This window comes from Periweissella ghanensis (genome assembly GCF_918814755.1).
Classification (GTDB): Bacteria; Bacillota; Bacilli; order Lactobacillales; family Lactobacillaceae; genus Periweissella; species Periweissella ghanensis.
In genome coordinates this window covers 1-16,272 of the sequence record NZ_CAKKNT010000034.1, presented here as the reverse complement: position 1 = coordinate 16,272, position 16,272 = coordinate 1, and the positions used below count along the sequence as shown (strand labels likewise).

17 protein-coding genes and 1 riboswitch are annotated in these 16,272 nt (G+C 41.0%); of the genes, 14 read left to right on the top strand and 3 right to left on the bottom strand.

The window, feature by feature from the left end; genetic code table 11:
- Positions 1-102 precede the first annotated feature (102 nt).
- Positions 103-495 (bottom strand): hypothetical protein, encoded by a 393-nt coding sequence (locus tag LQZ76_RS09005; protein ID WP_230099391.1) that lies wholly within the window; start codon positions 493-495, stop codon positions 103-105.
- Positions 496-570: 75 nt separating this feature from the next.
- A complete protein-coding gene (locus LQZ76_RS09000) occupies positions 571-1,818 on the bottom strand; it encodes an ammonium transporter (RefSeq protein ID WP_230099390.1) in 1,248 nt (415 codons plus the stop codon).
- Positions 1,819-2,097: 279 nt separating this feature from the next.
- Between LQZ76_RS09000 and LQZ76_RS08995 the strand changes: the two genes are divergently transcribed.
- The 4 genes from LQZ76_RS08995 (at position 2,098) to LQZ76_RS08980 (ending at position 4,305) form a co-directional block, all read left to right on the top strand.
- Positions 2,098-2,352: a KH domain-containing protein gene (locus tag LQZ76_RS08995; protein ID WP_230099389.1), complete on the top strand. Its 255-nt coding sequence runs from the start codon at positions 2,098-2,100 to the stop codon at positions 2,350-2,352.
- 18 nt (positions 2,353-2,370) lie between these two features.
- A complete protein-coding gene (gene rimM, locus LQZ76_RS08990) occupies positions 2,371-2,877 on the top strand; it encodes a ribosome maturation factor RimM (protein ID WP_230099388.1) in 507 nt (168 codons plus the stop codon).
- A complete protein-coding gene (gene trmD / locus LQZ76_RS08985) occupies positions 2,877-3,614 on the top strand; it encodes a tRNA (guanosine(37)-N1)-methyltransferase TrmD (protein WP_230099387.1) in 738 nt (245 codons plus the stop codon). Before rimM ends, trmD begins: the two co-directional genes overlap by 1 nt.
- Before the next feature lie 175 nt (positions 3,615-3,789).
- Positions 3,790-4,305, top strand: a complete 516-nt coding sequence (locus LQZ76_RS08980) for a DoxX family membrane protein (RefSeq protein ID WP_230099386.1) — start codon at positions 3,790-3,792, stop codon at positions 4,303-4,305.
- Between the two features lie 69 nt (positions 4,306-4,374).
- Here the strand turns inward: LQZ76_RS08980 and LQZ76_RS08975 are convergent, their stop codons facing one another.
- Entirely contained in the window at positions 4,375-5,715 is a 1,341-nt protein-coding gene (locus tag LQZ76_RS08975; protein ID WP_230099385.1) for an aspartate kinase, read from the bottom strand.
- A gap of 175 nt (positions 5,716-5,890) precedes the next feature.
- A riboswitch (Lysine riboswitch) is annotated at positions 5,891-6,072 on the top strand.
- Between the two features lie 135 nt (positions 6,073-6,207).
- Here LQZ76_RS08975 and alr point away from each other — a divergent pair.
- The 10 genes from alr to rplS all read left to right on the top strand — a co-directional run bounded on the left by alr (position 6,208) and on the right by rplS (position 16,117).
- Positions 6,208-7,323 carry an alanine racemase gene (alr, locus tag LQZ76_RS08970; RefSeq protein WP_230099384.1) on the top strand — a complete coding sequence of 372 codons (1,116 nt, stop codon included), beginning with the start codon at positions 6,208-6,210 and terminating at the stop codon, positions 7,321-7,323.
- Between the two features lie 19 nt (positions 7,324-7,342).
- Positions 7,343-8,641, top strand: coding sequence for a diaminopimelate decarboxylase (gene lysA, locus LQZ76_RS08965; RefSeq protein ID WP_230099383.1), 1,299 nt, complete (start codon positions 7,343-7,345; stop codon positions 8,639-8,641).
- A gap of 35 nt (positions 8,642-8,676) precedes the next feature.
- Positions 8,677-9,387, top strand: coding sequence for a 2,3,4,5-tetrahydropyridine-2,6-dicarboxylate N-acetyltransferase (gene dapD, locus LQZ76_RS08960; protein WP_230099382.1), 711 nt, complete (start codon positions 8,677-8,679; stop codon positions 9,385-9,387).
- A gap of 4 nt (positions 9,388-9,391) precedes the next feature.
- Positions 9,392-10,576: an N-acetyldiaminopimelate deacetylase gene (locus LQZ76_RS08955; RefSeq protein WP_230099381.1), complete on the top strand. Its 1,185-nt coding sequence runs from the start codon at positions 9,392-9,394 to the stop codon at positions 10,574-10,576.
- A gap of 3 nt (positions 10,577-10,579) precedes the next feature.
- Positions 10,580-11,455: a 4-hydroxy-tetrahydrodipicolinate synthase gene (gene dapA / locus LQZ76_RS08950; protein WP_230099380.1), complete on the top strand. Its 876-nt coding sequence runs from the start codon at positions 10,580-10,582 to the stop codon at positions 11,453-11,455.
- Positions 11,455-12,147, top strand: coding sequence for a 4-hydroxy-tetrahydrodipicolinate reductase (locus LQZ76_RS08945; protein WP_230099379.1), 693 nt, complete (start codon positions 11,455-11,457; stop codon positions 12,145-12,147). Before dapA ends, LQZ76_RS08945 begins: the two co-directional genes overlap by 1 nt.
- 16 nt (positions 12,148-12,163) lie before the next feature.
- A complete protein-coding gene (locus LQZ76_RS08940; protein ID WP_230099378.1) occupies positions 12,164-13,339 on the top strand; it encodes an aminotransferase class I/II-fold pyridoxal phosphate-dependent enzyme in 1,176 nt (391 codons plus the stop codon).
- Positions 13,340-13,371: 32 nt separating this feature from the next.
- The gene (locus LQZ76_RS08935) at positions 13,372-14,583 is read left to right on the top strand and encodes an aminotransferase class I/II-fold pyridoxal phosphate-dependent enzyme (RefSeq protein ID WP_230099377.1); all 1,212 of its coding nucleotides are present in this window, start codon (positions 13,372-13,374) and stop codon (positions 14,581-14,583) included.
- The gene (locus tag LQZ76_RS08930; RefSeq protein WP_230099376.1) at positions 14,570-15,634 is read left to right on the top strand and encodes an aspartate-semialdehyde dehydrogenase; all 1,065 of its coding nucleotides are present in this window, start codon (positions 14,570-14,572) and stop codon (positions 15,632-15,634) included. Before LQZ76_RS08935 ends, LQZ76_RS08930 begins: the two co-directional genes overlap by 14 nt.
- A gap of 129 nt (positions 15,635-15,763) precedes the next feature.
- Positions 15,764-16,117, top strand: coding sequence for a 50S ribosomal protein L19 (gene rplS, locus LQZ76_RS08925; protein ID WP_168722536.1), 354 nt, complete (start codon positions 15,764-15,766; stop codon positions 16,115-16,117).
- Positions 16,118-16,272: the final 155 nt, after the last annotated feature.

The following is a 16,272-nucleotide window of genomic DNA, read 5'->3' as shown; positions in this document are numbered from 1 at the left end:
TTGGAACACCATTTTGGTACTCAATAATTGCATCTAATTTTATTTTTTGAGAAAAATACATAAGAAAACCCCCTCGATTGGATTTACTCCAATTCGAGGGGGTCAGTGCACTTGCCGTTTTTTACCACAAAAGCTGAGCATCGTATGATATCCAATTATTAAGCCAATAAAGGTTAAAACTACTAAACCAGTATAATAACTTAAAATAAAATTATGGGTTAATAAATATGGAATTGAGAAGAAGAGCAAAAATTTATTAGGATAAAAATTTTGAATAGCGGAACCAACATTACTAAAATCAGCAAAACTATATAGATTATTCAAAGAATTATGCTGTAACAAAGCATCATTAATACCATGAATTCGACTCAACAGAAAGCCGGTATCTAAACCAGAAACAATCGTAGTATTATAGCCAAGCAAAAAAATATGAATAAAGGCAATTACTAATAAAAAGCCATAAAGATAGCTCTTACGCAAAAATGTGGAAGTCATGTAATATCCTTTCGATGACATCTAAAAATATTTAGGTAATATACCAATACAATACCACATTACGCTAGGTTGATTTTATAATTTTTGTTTAGCACGCACATGTTGATTAAATTGCGGTGAACTAAGCATACTGATGTATTCACCATGCAGTTCATGATCAATCCCTTTACGTTCAATATCCGCGGGAATTCGTAATGGTAACCAAAGGTTAATTAATTTAGCAATTAACGTCGTCATCCCCGCGGCCAAAGCAATTGTAATAATAATGGCTAGTAACTGAATGCCGAGTTGTTTTAAAGAGCCAGTTGCCAAAATACCGTGATAGTCTTTAGTAGCAAAAAGGGCAGTTAAAATACCACCAACGATACCACCAATTCCATGGAAATTAAAGGCATCTAACGTATCGTCGTATTTAAATTTAGTTTGTAAAAAATCAGCCAAGTAATACACAATTGGGGCTACTAAAATGCCCATAATGATGGCACTACTTGGGGTGACAAAGCCGGCTGCTGGCGTAATAACCACTAAACCCACTAAGCCACCTGATAAAGCGGCTGAAATACGGGCTTTACCTGTTTTAATAAAATCAAGCAGAAACCAAGTCGTTAAAGCGGCAGCCGCGGCAATATTGGTATTAATAAATGCGAGAATGGCAGTTGCATTGATGGTAAGAGCCGAGCCACTATTGAAGCCAAACCAACCAAACCATAGTAAGGCCGCCCCAATTAAGACGTTGGACATATTATCAGGGGTATCGGTTTCGCTACTAAATCGATGCCGCCGTCCAACAAGAATGGCTAGCGTCAACCCTGAAATACCAGATGATATATGAACAACATCCCCACCAGCAAAGTCAAGGGCCCCCATTCTTTGTAAAATTCCACCACCCCAAACCATATGTGCAAGTGGGGCATAAACTAAAATTAGCCATAATGGAATAAATAAGAGCATCGCTTTTAAGTTCATCCGACCTACTACTGAGCCAGTAATGATGGCAACTGTAATGATGGCAAACATCCCTTGAAATAGCATGTAAGCTGCATCAGGAATGTGTAAGCCAAAGGTTGAATGATTATATGTTAACCCGTGCAATAAGAAATGCTTAAAGTTACCAATGAGTAAACCGTGCCCAGAAAAAGCGAGACTGTAGCCACAAATTACCCAGACAAGGGGCGCAATTCCCAACACAATTACCGATAAGAAAACGGTGTTACTTGCAAAATTCCGATTAGCGAGGCCCCCATAAAATAGAGCTAATCCTGGTGTCATTAACCACACTAAGGCACTTGATACTAAAATCCAAACGATATCACCAGTATTCATAATCCTTGATCTCCAATCATTGAAAAAATAACGTCATTAAGGTTATCAATATCATAAAGAATGGTATTGAAAAATTAAACATTTAATGTCAGTAAAACTAACATTAAATCAATTTACTGCTAGTAACGTTACGTAATTTTGTAAGTTTTCAAGGTAAAAACCCAGTCGTGGCTTAAAATATGGTACAATTATAGTTTATAAAATAAGCCTAATTGCGGCGTTATTTAATTGAATCAATAAACAAGGAGCTCAACTTGAGCATTTTTGGTAAAATATAAAATGAATGAAGAAGCACTTAAAAATTTAGTAAGTACCATCATTAAACCACTCATAACTAAGCCAGATGTGATGACAGTAACATTAACTGAAACGCCGGCCAATGTAAGTTGTGTGGTGGCGGTTGATGCAGGTGACTTAGGTAAATTAATTGGCTATGGTGGGACAACTATTCATGCCATCCGGGAATTGATTTTTTCCGCACATTTGAGTGCCGGTAAAAAAGTGTATATTGAAATTGAAGCTTTGAAGAAATAATTTAACGAGGATATAGATATGGAATTTTACAAAGTTGGAACAATGGTAAACACCCACGGAATTCGGGGTGAAGTTCGCGTAATTGCTATCACAGACTTTCCTGAAGAACGTTTCCAAAAGGGGAACCAGTTATTTATTGATAACAACGAAAAGACACCTGTAACGATTGCTACCGTCCGTAACCACAAGCAATTTATTTTAGTGTCATTTGTTGATAAACAAAACATTAATGATATTGAAAAGTACAAGGGAATGGACTTGTTAGTCGCGGATGCAGATCTAGAAACGCTTGAAGATGGCGAATACTACTACAAAGACATTATTGGGGCCCAAGTCGTGACTGAAGATAATGTCGAAATTGGTAAAGTTAAAGAAATTTTTGAAACAGGTGCCAATGATGTTTGGGTGGTTTCACGGCCTGGTAAGGATGATTTATTGTTACCAATGATTGATGACGTTATTAAAAATGTGGATGTTGAAAATCAAGTCATCACAATTGATTTATTAGAAGGGTTGGATGATTAATGCGGATTGATGTTTTAAGTATTTTTCCTGATATGTTTAAACCAATGACGGAATCAATTATTGGGAAAGCGGTTGATCGTGGGTTACTCGAATTTTCAGTTACTGATTTTCGTGATTTTACAAATAACAAGCACAATAATGTGGATGATACCCCATTTGGTGGTGGCGCAGGCATGTTATTAACGCCGCAACCAATTTTTGATGCGATGGACGATATCAAAGCTAAAGCTGGTGATTACGGTCGCGTGATTTTACTTGATCCAGCGGGGGTACCTTTTAACCAAGCGGTAGCTGAAGATCTTAGTAATGAAGAACATTTAACTTTTATTGCTGGACACTATGAAGGATATGATGAACGGATTCGCGAACTTGTGACGGATGAAATCTCATTAGGAGATTATGTCTTGACAGGTGGTGAACTTGGTGCTATGGTAATCATTGATGCGACGGTCCGTTTGATTCCCGAAGTTCTTGGTAATCGTGAATCAGCCATTGGCGATTCATTCTCAACTGGTTTATTAGAATATCCCCAATACACTCGACCTGCAGATTTCCGTGGCCGGGTGGTCCCAGAAGTTTTAACTAGTGGTAATCACGGTAAAATTGCTGAATGGCGGATGAAAGAATCATTACGCCGAACATATCTTCGTCGGCCAGATTTATTGGAAAAGATGGAATTAACTAAGGAACAAGTTAAATTATTGGCCGAAGTTAAAGCTGAAGAAGCGGCAGAATAAGCATTTCAATAATGTAATTAGATTGTTAAAAACCAACCAACGTAATTATTGCGTTGGTTGGTTTTTTTGTGAATTAAAATTAAAGCGCCATACATATGCGTGTAATATCATTCAGTAACCATAATAGTGAAACAAATTAATGTAACCACACTAGTAAAGGAGTAATGCGATGATAATGGAATTTTTTCGAACTAATAAATGGATTATGTATCTAGCAACTATCTTACGAATCTGGCTTGGTTTGGCTTGGTTGATGAGTGGAATTGATAAAATAATGCATAATTTTTCAGCGCATGAATTTATTAACGCCGCAATTAAAAATCCAGTTCAAGGGATTCATGGTGAACAATTTCGTTGGTTTACAATCTTGCTTAAATTCGTTACTAATAACGGTGAACATACGGGGCTATTTTCGGTCTTAGTACCATGGGGTGAAATATTAGTCGGTTTAGGCTTAATGCTTGGAATGTTTAATTTGGCAGCGGTATTCTTTGGCTTAGTGATGAATTTCAGCTTTTTATTTGCCGGTGCAATTTCAAGTAATCCCAGCTATATTATTGCCGAAATTTTAATTTTAATCGTTGGTAATAATGCAAGTCGTTTAGGTTTGGATTACTGGGTCTTGCCATGGTTAAAAAATAAGCTTTTCACCAAAAATAAACGCCAGCCACCGCTTGAACCGCATTTTTAAGTAAGTAGGGCAAAAAATCCGTCTGAAAATAAAATTTCAAACGGATTTTTCTATTTTAAGCTAACAATTTTAATTGGTACAATCGGTATAAATGGCCGCGACAGCATCGGCGGCATCTGCTTGAGCGACACCGACCATTACGGCAATTCGTGAAGCCCCTTGGTTAATCATTTTTACGCCGATATTACGGCTTGATAAGGCGTTTAAAATATCCGCTAAGACTCCGACTTGATCACGCATACCTTCACCAACAACCATGATAATGGCATAGTCTTCATACCATTCAAGGATATCCGGTTTAACGGCTTGTTGGATTTCAGCCATCGCCAATTGGATGATATTTGTATCAATTTGACTCTTATCAAGAATAATCGTCAAATCATCAATCCCAGAAGGCATGTGTTCATAACTGATGTTATATTTGAGGAGAATTTGCAAAATTTTTAAGGTGAATCCAACTTCTTTGTTTAACAAATACCGGTGTAAATAAATGGCGGCAAAACGATTAGAATTAGCAACTCCAGTAATTTTGTGAGTAGTTGTTAAGGCGGTGTCGGGAACAATTAAAGTTCCTGGGGCACTCGGATCATTCGTGTTTTTAACATTAATGGTAATGTTACCTTGGATGGCAGGAATAATCGCTTCATCATTAAAAACTTGGAAGCCGGCATACGCTAATTCCCGCATTTCTTTGTAACTCATTTGGGAGATTGCGCGGGGGTGAGCAACAATGCTGGGGTTGGCAGCATAAATGGCACTGACATCTGTAAAGTTTTCATATAAGCTTGCTTTTAATCCACGAGCCATAATTGAACCCGTGATATCCGAGCCACCACGGGCAAAAGTAGCAATTTGATCATCGGCGGTGTAACCATAAAAACCAGGGACAATCAAATATTCTTCATCGAAGGGGAAGCGTTTAATATTTTGATATGTGAATTCACTCACTTGTGCACTGTCAGCGGTTCCCGTAACTAAAATACCTAGCGCTTTGGGATCAGCGTAGATGGCGGGTAATCCAAGGTGATTAAAAATTAAGGCAATTAACATCGCGTTTAATTTTTCACCATGGGCTTTAAAGGCGGCTAATTGGTCAGCTTGGTTAGCAAAAGTAGTGAGGGCGAGTTTTTTTATTTGGGCATCTATTTGGCTGAATTTTTCAACTGGTAATTCAAAGTATGCCGCAATTTCCCAGTAACGATCGTATAACTTTTTTTGTAAAACTTCACTAGTCGGTTCAGCGGCATATTGAATCAATAAATCGGTGACTTTAATATCGTCTGCCGCCCGTTTTCCAGGGGCTGAGACGACCAATATTTGGCGTTGATCATCTGCTTGCATAATCTTAATAACTTTTTCTAATTGGGGTCCATTGGCTAATGAACTACCACCGAACTTAACAACTTTCATGTGTGTTCTCCCTGAATTTTTATCTTGCTTGCGATTTTAACCACCAATGATTAAAAAAAGCAAGCTAAAAATTAGAATTGTGTGAATGATTCAAATTAATGCTGGGTTAAATTTAGCACTTTTTAATAAAAGGGGTTGACCTTTAAAATATATTTGTTATGATTATTGTAATTTAATAATTCAAAGAGGTTGCGACCAACAAGAGTAAAATAAGTGAGTACTACGATACAATGAGCTTGTTTGAAAGGGGCGGTCGCCGAAGGGAAACTATTGAGTAGGATAGTGGACTTGGGCCGATATTTAAGAGGTATCGGACTGTCGTAGCAAGAATGTCGGCTACGGGGCGCTTTCGACAACATGATTTTTTTGTGGTATAAAACGTATACAGCAAACAAAAATGTGCTTAAGTGCAAACATTTTTGTTTGCTTTTTTTGTACCTAAAATCACCTGAGGAGCGTGGAATTAAATCTAAAATAACGAGGATTTAACCAATGGTAGTAGCACAAATGCGAGCCAGTCGTATTGAAATTTCACAAACGGCAATTAATCAAAATGTTCAAGTAACAATGCAAACAAGTCATGCTAAACATATGTTTTTAGCTATTAAGGCCAATGGGTATGGCCATGGTCTATTAGAGATGGCCCACGCTGCTAAAGCGGCAGGTGTCTATGGTCTAGCGGTGGCGGTCGTTGATGAAGCCTTAGCTATCCGACAAGCTAAATTAGATATGCCAATTTTAATTTTAGGTTACACCGAGCCCCAATATGCCGAATTTTTAGCTCAATTTGAAATTATTACGACGGTCCCATCCGTGGCGTGGCTTGAAGCGGCTCAAGGATTTTTAACTGGTAATCAACCATTGTTAGTATCATTGGCGGTTGATACTGGGATGAATCGAATTGGGATGCGAACAACCGCGGAAGTTCAAGCCGCGGTTGCCGTGATGCAAGCCCATCCTAATTTATTTACGTGGGAAGGTATTATGACGCATTTTGCCACATCAGACACGGCTGAAACGGATTACTTTGAAATGCAACTTGCACGATGGCATCAAGTAATTGACGGGCTACCATGTTTACCCCCAATGGTGCATGTCGCCAACTCAGGGGCTGCTATGTACCACGCTGATGAAGTACCCACTGATTTTATTCGCGTGGGGACGGTTGTTTATGGTTGGGAACCTTCAGGGAAAGAATTAAATCCTGGCACTGATTTGATACCGGCGATGACAATCAAGTCGGCCTTGAGTTTTGTTAAACAAATTCCCGCCGGTGAAGGGGTTAGCTATGGCCATCTATATCACACGACCGGCGATGAATGGATTGGAACGATTCCCATGGGTTATGGTGACGGCTTGACTCGAGCGATGCGCGGGTTTGAAATTTTAGTCGGTAATGAACGTTGTGAAATTGTCGGTCAGATTGCGATGGACCAGATGATGGTCCGCTTACCACATGAAATGCCGGTTGGCACGCCCGTCACAATTTTAGGCACGAATGGCACGCAGACAATTGATATCTGGGATGTTTGTGCCCACTGCCACTTACAACCATGGGAATTTGCCAATCAGTTAAGTGATCGGTTACCCCGTTACTTAGTTGATTAATAGAAAAGGAAAAAGAGATATGCAAGCAGATTACACAATTAACCCCGCCGGCCACTTAGCGATTGGGGGATGTGATGCCCTAGAACTAGCACATGAATTTGAAACGCCACTCGTTGTTTACGACGTTAGCAAGATTCGCCAGACCTTTCAAGATTTACACGCTACCTTTGAAGCAGCCAACGTTGACTATGTAATTAGTTACGCTTCTAAGGCCTTTGCGACGGTTGCAATGTATCAAGTCGTTAAGCAAGAACACGCCCATATTGATGTAGTTTCTGGTGGGGAATTATTCACCGCGATGCAAGCTAATTTTCCAATGGCTAACATTAGTTTTCACGGTAACAACAAAAGTTATGAAGAATTAACGATGGCGGTTGACCAAGAAGTTGGCATGATTGTGGTCGATAATTTTACTGAAATCAAGATGTTACAAGAAATTTTACGCAACCATGCCACCACCGCTAATATTTTATTACGGATTACCCCAGGAATTTCGGCCCACACGCATGAATACATTCAAACCGGCCAAGCTGATAGTAAATTTGGGTTTGATTTAGCCAGTGGTCAAGCAGCTGAAGCTTTGCAAATAGTGTTGGCTGATGAGCACTTTAAGGTTTGTGGAATCCATGCCCACATCGGATCACAAATCTTTGAAAGTACTGGCTTTGTGGAAGAAGCTAAAATTTTGGTGGCAACTTTAGCTAACTGGCAGACTGAGTATGGCTTTGACGCCCAAGTTTTAAATCTTGGTGGTGGCTTTGGAATTCGTTACACACAAACGGATGAACCCAAAGCACCACAAGCTATGTTAACCACCGTTATCAATGCGGTGAAGGAAGCGGTCGCAACTGCCCAAATTAAGATGCCCGCAATTTGGATTGAACCGGGTCGGGCGATTGTTGGGCCGGCTGGTTATAGTTTATACCGTGTCGGCACGCGTAAAGATGTACCTGGAATTGAATCATACATTACGGTTGATGGGGGGATGGGTGATAACATTCGCCCCGCATTGTACCAAGCTGAATATGAAGCTGTTTTGGCTAAAAACCCGCAAGCACCAACTACGCAAACTGCTCGCCTAGCTGGGAAGTATTGCGAATCCGGCGATATCTTAATTGAACACCAAGCCTTGCCAGATGTTGAGCAAGGGGATGTGATTGCAATGTTAGCCACCGGGGCATATGGATATTCAATGGCGTCAAATTATAATCGCAATGGGCGCCCCGCCGTCGTTTTTGCTGAAAATGGGATTGCCAAGGTGGTAGTCAGGCGTGAAACGTATCAAGATTTAGTTGCTCTCGATGTTAGTTACGAATAAATAAAAAACGTTCTTTATATAGAAGGAGAAATTCCATGGCAGAATTAAACGCTCAAGAAATTATTGATTTTATTAGCAATGCTAAAAAGCAAACCCCCGTTAAAGTCTATGTAAATGGTGAATTAACCAACTTGGAATTCCCAGCGACCATCGAAGCCTATGTTACTGGCACCACTGGGGTGTTATTTGGTGATTGGGAAGTTGTTGAACCATTTTTAACGACTAACGCGAGTGTCATTAAGCAATTTCGGGTTGAAAACAATGCCCGTAATTCAGCGGTACCATTACTCGATTTAAAAGGTATTCATGCCCGAATTGAGCCCGGTGCCATCATTCGTGATCAAGTAACGATTGGCGATAATGCCGTGATTATGATGGGGGCATTAATTAACATTGGGGCTGAAATTGGTGAAGGCACGATGATTGATATGGGGGCGGTCCTTGGTGGGCGTGCCATTGTTGGTAAGCATGCCCACATCGGGGCTGGAACGGTCTTAGCTGGGGTGGTTGAACCAGCGTCAGCAACGCCAGTAATTGTCGAAGATGATGTCTTGATTGGGGCCAATGCGGTGGTTATTGAAGGCGTACGAATTGGTCAAGGAGCCGTTGTTGCCGCGGGGGCCGTGGTGATTGAAGATGTTGAACCATACACCGTTGTCGGTGGGGTGCCAGCGCGCGTAATTAAAAAAGTTGATGCTCAAACATCAATGAAGACAGCACTATTAGATAGTTTACGAAAGTTGTGATGATATGATAATTGATGATTTGCAAATTGCCGATTGCGGCTTAACGGAAGCGCAATTAATTGATATTCGCCGGTATCTTCACCAAATACCAGAATTAGCGTTACAAGAAGTCCAGACTAGTGCAACTTTAAAAGCAATTATGCACCAATTTAAGCAAGATCATATCGAAATTATCACGCTACCAGAGTTACCAACGGCTATTTTAGTGAAAGTCCATGGTACTAATGCCCAACGGACAATTGGTTATCGGACTGATATGGATGCCTTGGCCGTTTCAGAAGACAATGATTTATCATTTAAGTCAACTAATCCTGGTAAAATGCATGCGTGTGGCCATGATATTCATATGACTGTGGCGTTGGGCATTTTAAGCTATTTTGCGAATCATCAACCAAGTGATAATTTAATCTTTATTTTCCAACCAGCCGAAGAAAATTTTGCTGGGGGGATGCGCTTATACGAGAGCGGTATTTTAAGTGGTGCTAATCAAATTGATGAATTATATGCATTACATACTAATCCCGACTTAGCTGCGGGGACGATTGGTTGTCGTAATGGGACGTTATTTGCCGGCACGACGGAAATCCATGCTGAATTTACGGGAATTAGTGGGCATGCTGCTTTTCCGCACCAAGCCAACGATATGGTGGTCGCCTTAAGCCAATGGCTCGTCCAGTTACAAACGATCGTTGCTCGCAATGTTGATCCAATTAAGGGCGGGGTTGTTACAATCGGCAATGTTAGTGCGGGAACCGCTAATAACGTGATTGCTGGGAGTGCTCAAGCGCATGGCACCATTCGGGCATTGCAACAACCAACAATTGATTTAATTAAAGAGCGAGTCACAGCGATTACCCGCGGAATTGAAGCAAGTTTTGGTTGTCAGATAAAATTAACTTTGAATCAAGATGGCTATTTCCCCGTCGTTAATGCACCCCAAATCACAGCACGTTTCATCAATTATGTTAGTAGTAATCCCGCGATTAACTATGTTGAAACGCAACCCGCGATGACTGGTGAAGACTTTGGTTATTTAGTTGCCAAGATTCCTGGAATGATGTTTTGGTTAGGGGTTGATTCACCAGCCGCATTACACTCAAGTAAATATCTAGCAAATGAAGCCGCAATTATGGCGGCCGTTAAAACAATGATTGGCTTTATTGAAAGCCGCATGAAAGAAGAGGACTAAGTAATGTTATTAAATGAAGCACGGGTTATTACGGCGATTATTACACCATTTACAGCGGATAATAAAATTGATTTTCCCGCTCTGGAAACTTTGACCAATCATTTGTTAGCTCATGGAAGTGATGGCTTTGTCATTGGCGGTACAACTGGTGAAGGCGCCACGATGTCAGATCGGGAAAAAATTGAATTATATCAAGGTTTTGTTAAAATCGTGGCCGGTCGGGGCCCAATTATTGCTAATATTGGAACCAACAATACGGCGGCTTCAATTGAATTTGGCCAGGCAGTAGCTGAAATTCCTGGAATTGATGGGGCTTTAGCGGTCGTGCCATATTACAACAAACCTAATCAAAAAGGCTTAATTGCCCACTTTACAGCGATTGCCGATAATGTTGATTTACCATTGATGGTTTACAATATTCCGGGACGTTCGACGGTGAAAGCATCGGTTGACACTATCTTAACGTTAGCTAAGCATCCCCGCATTACGGCGCTTAAACAATGTACTGATTTAGATGAATTAGCCGCAATTATTGAACATGCACCCAGTGATTTTGCCGTTTACACCGGTGAAGATGGGCAAGCATTAACGGCCAAAGCGTTAGGGGCAGCTGGGGTGGTATCAGTGGCTAGTCATTTATACGGGGATGAATTTCAAGCATTATTTACCGCATTAGATGCTGGTAATGTTGCCGAAGCTGGTCGCATCCAACGCTTCTTAAATCCAAAAGTGGATACTTTATTTAGTTACCCATCACCAACCCCGGTTAAAGCAGCGTTAACAGCGGCCGGCTTTGCAACGGGTGGTGTGCGCTTGCCACTTGTAGATTTAGATGAAGCTGAAATCGCCGAAATTTTGGAAAAATTGGAGAAAAACTAATGTTAAGATTAATAATTTCCGGTTTTAATGGCAAAATGGGGGTCGAAGCTGTTAAAATGGTGACTGAATGTTCAGATTTTGAACTTGTCGGTGGTTATGCGCCCCATGGTAAGGCAACTGATTTAGCGGTACCAGTATTTACTGATTTAGCAACCATTCCCGATCATTTTGCAGATGTGTGGCTGGATTTATCAGTTCCAAGCGCGGTTTTTGCCAATGCGCAAGCCGCATTACAAAAAGGAATGCGACCATTAATTGGGACGACCGGCTTAACACCTGCCCAAATCACGGAATTACAAGCATTGGCTCAAGCTCAACACTTAGGTGGGTTAATTGTGCCAAACTTTAGTGTGGCGGCAGTCTTGATGATTCAATTAGCCCAACAAGCAGCTCAATATTTACCAGATGTTGAAATTATTGAAATGCACAACATTAAAAAAGTTGATGCACCTTCTGGTACGGCTAAATATACGGCTAATAAAATTAAGCCCGATGGTAATGTGCCCATCCATTCAGTGCGCTTGCCAGGTTTAGTTGCCCATCAAGAAATTTTATTTGGTGGTACCGGGGAAATGTTAACTATTCGTCACGATTCATTCAATCGCGAATCATTCATGCCAGGGGTAAAATTGGCATTACAAAAAATTTCAACCCTTGATCAATTAGTTATTGGCTTAGAAAATATTCTATAAGTGAGGTGGCGTTACGATGCCCGCAATTTCAGCAACTCTTTTGAACCGGATTAATCCAATTATGGATACGTTAAAACCCGCCGCAATTCGCGCGTTTGATGCACAAATTTCAGATATTCCTGACATTATTAAATTAACGATTGGGGAACCTGATTTTGATGCACCTGCCAAAATTAAAGCCGCCGCGGTGGCGTCGATTAAAAATAATGACTCGCATTACGGTAAAACCCAGGGATCATTAGCACTTAGAACGGCGATTAGTGATTTTTTACACCGTAAATATGATCTTGAGTATGCACCAACCAGTGAAGTAATTGTTACGGTGGGTGCCATGGAAGCGTTGGAAACTTCATTACGGACGATTTTAAAACCGGGTGATAAAGTTATTGTGCCAACGCCTGGTTATCCAATGTATTTATCGATTTTGGCTAGTTTAGGGGCCGTACCCGTCTGTGTTAATACTGCAGCAAATGGGTTTAAATTAAGTCCGGCACAACTTTCCACAACTTTAACCGAGCATCAAGCCAAAGCAATTATTTTTAATTTTCCATCAAATCCAACCGGTGTTACGTACACCGCCGAAGAGTTAGCTGAATTAGCAACCGTTATGCAACAACATGATATTTTTGTTGTCGCCGATGAAATTTATAGTGAATTTACGTATGGCAAGCCCCATGTTTCGTTAGCTAAATATTTACCCAAGCAAACGATTTTAGTTAGTGGGGCTTCAAAAGCTTACGCTATGACGGGGTATCGGATTGGCTTTGTGGCCGCCCCGGCAGCATTAATTAAGGAAATAACTAAATTTCATCAGTATACGGTGACTACTCATATTAATAGTTCAATGGCCGCGGCTACCGTGGCTTTTAATGAATGTGATCCAGAAATTGCTGTGATGCGGGCAGAATATGCTAAACGGCGTGATTATATGGTTGCACAATTAACGGCCCTTGGTTTTGGGGTCGCCAGTCCAGATGGGGCCTTTTATTTATTTATTAAAATGCCAACCCGTTTTGGGACAGATGATACGGCGTTTGCATTACGTTTAGCACATGAAGCCAAAGTAGCGTTAATCCCGGGAAATTCATTTGGCCCGGGTGGTGAAGGGTATTTACGGTTATCATACGCTGCTAGTCAAGCACAATTAGCAACAACAATTGAACGTCTAGCCGCATTTTTGGCGACTAACTAAGCATACATTGCTAATACGAAGAGGTAGATGAAATGCCAGTTATTACGAGTGAATTATTAAAAAAAATCAATCCGGTAATGGAACAATTACAACCAGGCTCAATTCGGGCTTTTGATGAACAAGTTTCCGATATTGAAGATATTATTAAATTAACTTTGGGGGAACCAGATTTTGATGCCCCTGAAAAAGTTAAGGCGGCCGCAATTGCGTCAGTTGAAAATAATGAATCACATTATGCTAAGACGCCTGGTAACCTTGAATTACGACAAGCAATGGCCAACTTTTTAGCCCGTAAATATGATTTACATTATGCCGCTGACAATGAAATTTTAGTTACACTCGGTGCAACTGAAGCGATTCAAATTACGTTAGCCACAATTTTGGAAGCGGGGGATGAAGTAATCATTCCAACCCCAACTTTTCCACTATATGAATCAGATGTTATTAGTTTGGGGGCGATCCCCGTCTTTGTTAATACCCAATCAGATGGATTTGTCTTAACTCCGGAACGGTTAGCAACTACTCTGGCAGCGCATCCAACAGCGAAGTGTTTAGTTTTTAACTATCCTTCCAACCCAACTGGGGTAACTTATACTGGGGCGCAATTAGCGGCCTTAGCAGCGATTATTAAGCAATATGATATTTTTGTCATGTCCGATGAGATTTATAGTGAATTGACGTATACCCAACAACATGTTTCAATGGCTCAATATTTACCAGAGCAAACGATTTTAATTAGCGGGGCTTCCAAAGCGTATGCCATGACCGGTTATCGAATTGGCTTATTAGCCGCGCCGGCTGCGCTCGTGCAACATATTACTAAACTACATCAATATGCAGTCACAACACACGTTAATAGTGCGATGGCAGCAGCAACAGTGGCCTTTAATGAATGTGATGCAGAAATTGCCACAATGCGTGCAGCCTATCAAGCCCGTCGTGAAATGCTAGTGCAAGCTTTTACTGAGATGGGGTTAAGTGTTGCGAGTCCGGATGGGGCCTTTTATTTATTTATTAAAATCCCCGCTGAATTTGGGGATGATGATTTTAAATTTGCAGTTACCTTAGCCCAAGAAGCCAAAGTCGCGTTAATTCCTGGTAGTAGCTTTGGCCCTGGTGGGGAAGGGTATGTCCGGTTATCATATGCCGCGAGTGAGACTAAGTTAAATACGGCAGTTACACGAATTCAGACGTATTTAGCAGCAAATAAAAATGATGAAGGAGCACAATATGCGAGAATATAATGTAGCAATTTTAGGAGCAACGGGTGCGGTGGGAAATCGCATGATCGCACAATTAGCCCAATCAAGTATTCCGGTAAAAACGATTAAGTTATTGGCATCAAAACGCTCAGCGGGCCAAACGTTAGCTTTTCGTGACCAATCAGTTGTAATCGAAGAAGCAACCCCAAGTAGTTTTGATGGGATTGATTTAGTCTTTGCTTCAGCTGGGGGGAGTGTTTCTAAACAATTATTACCTGAAGCTGTGAAGCGTGGGGCAGTTTGTGTTGATAATTCAAGTGCCTTTCGGATGGATCCAACCGTACCGCTAGTTGTACCGGAAGTAAATCCTAACGATCTTGCTAACCATCAAGGTATTATCGCTAATCCAAATTGTTCAACGATTCAAATGGTGGTTGCGTTAAACCCAATCTATCGCCAATATGGCTTAAAGCGGGTAATTGTGTCAACGTACCAAGCCGCCGGTGGAGCTGGTCAAAGCGCGCTTGATGAATTAAATATCCAAAGCCAAGCGATTTTAGATGGGCAGACCCCAGAAGCGCATATTTTACCAGTTAAGAGTGCCGCTAAGCACTATCCATTAGCATTTAATCTAATTCCGCAAATTGATGTGTTTGATGAACAAGATTATACATATGAAGAATGGAAAATGACTCACGAAACTAAGAAAATTTTGCTCGGTGATCCCGAAACTAAAGCTCTAGCGGTTAGTGCGACATGTGTCCGGGTTCCTGTGCCAATTGGTCATGGCGAATCAGTCTATTTTGAAACTAAAGATACTAACGTTACGCCAGCTGAATTAAAAGCCTTGTTGGCTAGCGCACCTGGGGTGGTTTTACAAGATGATCCCGCCCAGCAAATTTATCCGATGCCCATGAATGCGGTTGGCCAACAAGAAACCTATGTTGGCCGGATTCGGGCGGATTTAGATCAACCAGGTGGCTTCCATGCGTGGGTAGTTGCTGATAATTTACTTAAAGGAGCAGCATGGAACGCGATTCAAATTGGTGAATGCTTAGTTGAACAAGATTTAGTCCATGCAACAATTAACTAGTGTCAAGAAGTTTCACTTGTCAATCAGTTAAGGCTATGATAAGATAGTCGTTGGCTATTAAGTCGATAAATTAACGATGTTGCGCTGCCGAATATGAGGTAATCAATGTCGAAACAGGAGAAATTTATTATGAAGCAAAACCAATTGCTAGAATTGATCACTAAAGACCAATTACGTACAGATATTCCAGAATTCCGCGCCGGTGATAACGTCCGCGTTCACGCCCGTATCGTTGAAGGTACTCGCGAACGTATCCAACTTTTCGAAGGTGTTGTTATCAAGCGTAAGGGTACTGGTATCCAAGCTACTTACACTGTTCGTAAGATTTCTAACGGTGTTGGTGTGGAACGTACTTTCCCATTACACTCACCACGTGTAGACAAGATTGAAGTTACTCGCTTCGGTCGTGTACGTCGTGCTAAGTTGTACTACTTACGTGCATTGCACGGTAAGGCTGCCCGTATTAAGGAAGCCCGTCGCTAAGATGTACTTTAGACAAGCTAGGTTCCCTACTTGTCGCAAAAAAGGGTTCTAAGTCAAATGGTACTGATGGACCTAAAAATTGAATAAATCCGTTTATTCGGTTAAGCGACTAGCTCGAAATTCGAGCTGGTCGCTTTTTTGTAATTCATAGCGAA

Coding starts and splice junctions, on each gene's coding strand:
- dapD (WP_230099382.1), top strand. CDS start 8,677: ATGGCAGAATTAAACGCTCAAGAAATTATTGATTTTATTAGCAATGCT.
- rimM (WP_230099388.1), top strand. CDS start 2,371: ATGGAATTTTACAAAGTTGGAACAATGGTAAACACCCACGGAATTCGG.
- LQZ76_RS08975 (WP_230099385.1), bottom strand. CDS start 5,715: ATGAAAGTTGTTAAGTTCGGTGGTAGTTCATTAGCCAATGGACCCCAA.
- rplS (WP_168722536.1), top strand. CDS start 15,764: ATGAAGCAAAACCAATTGCTAGAATTGATCACTAAAGACCAATTACGT.
- LQZ76_RS08940 (WP_230099378.1), top strand. CDS start 12,164: ATGCCCGCAATTTCAGCAACTCTTTTGAACCGGATTAATCCAATTATG.
- lysA (WP_230099383.1), top strand. CDS start 7,343: ATGCAAGCAGATTACACAATTAACCCCGCCGGCCACTTAGCGATTGGG.
- dapA (WP_230099380.1), top strand. CDS start 10,580: ATGTTATTAAATGAAGCACGGGTTATTACGGCGATTATTACACCATTT.
- LQZ76_RS08995 (WP_230099389.1), top strand. CDS start 2,098: ATGAATGAAGAAGCACTTAAAAATTTAGTAAGTACCATCATTAAACCA.
- LQZ76_RS09005 (WP_230099391.1), bottom strand. CDS start 495: ATGACTTCCACATTTTTGCGTAAGAGCTATCTTTATGGCTTTTTATTA.
- LQZ76_RS08935 (WP_230099377.1), top strand. CDS start 13,372: ATGCCAGTTATTACGAGTGAATTATTAAAAAAAATCAATCCGGTAATG.
- trmD (WP_230099387.1), top strand. CDS start 2,877: ATGCGGATTGATGTTTTAAGTATTTTTCCTGATATGTTTAAACCAATG.
- LQZ76_RS08980 (WP_230099386.1), top strand. CDS start 3,790: ATGGAATTTTTTCGAACTAATAAATGGATTATGTATCTAGCAACTATC.
- LQZ76_RS08945 (WP_230099379.1), top strand. CDS start 11,455: ATGTTAAGATTAATAATTTCCGGTTTTAATGGCAAAATGGGGGTCGAA.
- LQZ76_RS08955 (WP_230099381.1), top strand. CDS start 9,392: ATGATAATTGATGATTTGCAAATTGCCGATTGCGGCTTAACGGAAGCG.
- LQZ76_RS08930 (WP_230099376.1), top strand. CDS start 14,570: ATGCGAGAATATAATGTAGCAATTTTAGGAGCAACGGGTGCGGTGGGA.
- alr (WP_230099384.1), top strand. CDS start 6,208: ATGGTAGTAGCACAAATGCGAGCCAGTCGTATTGAAATTTCACAAACG.
- LQZ76_RS09000 (WP_230099390.1), bottom strand. CDS start 1,818: ATGAATACTGGTGATATCGTTTGGATTTTAGTATCAAGTGCCTTAGTG.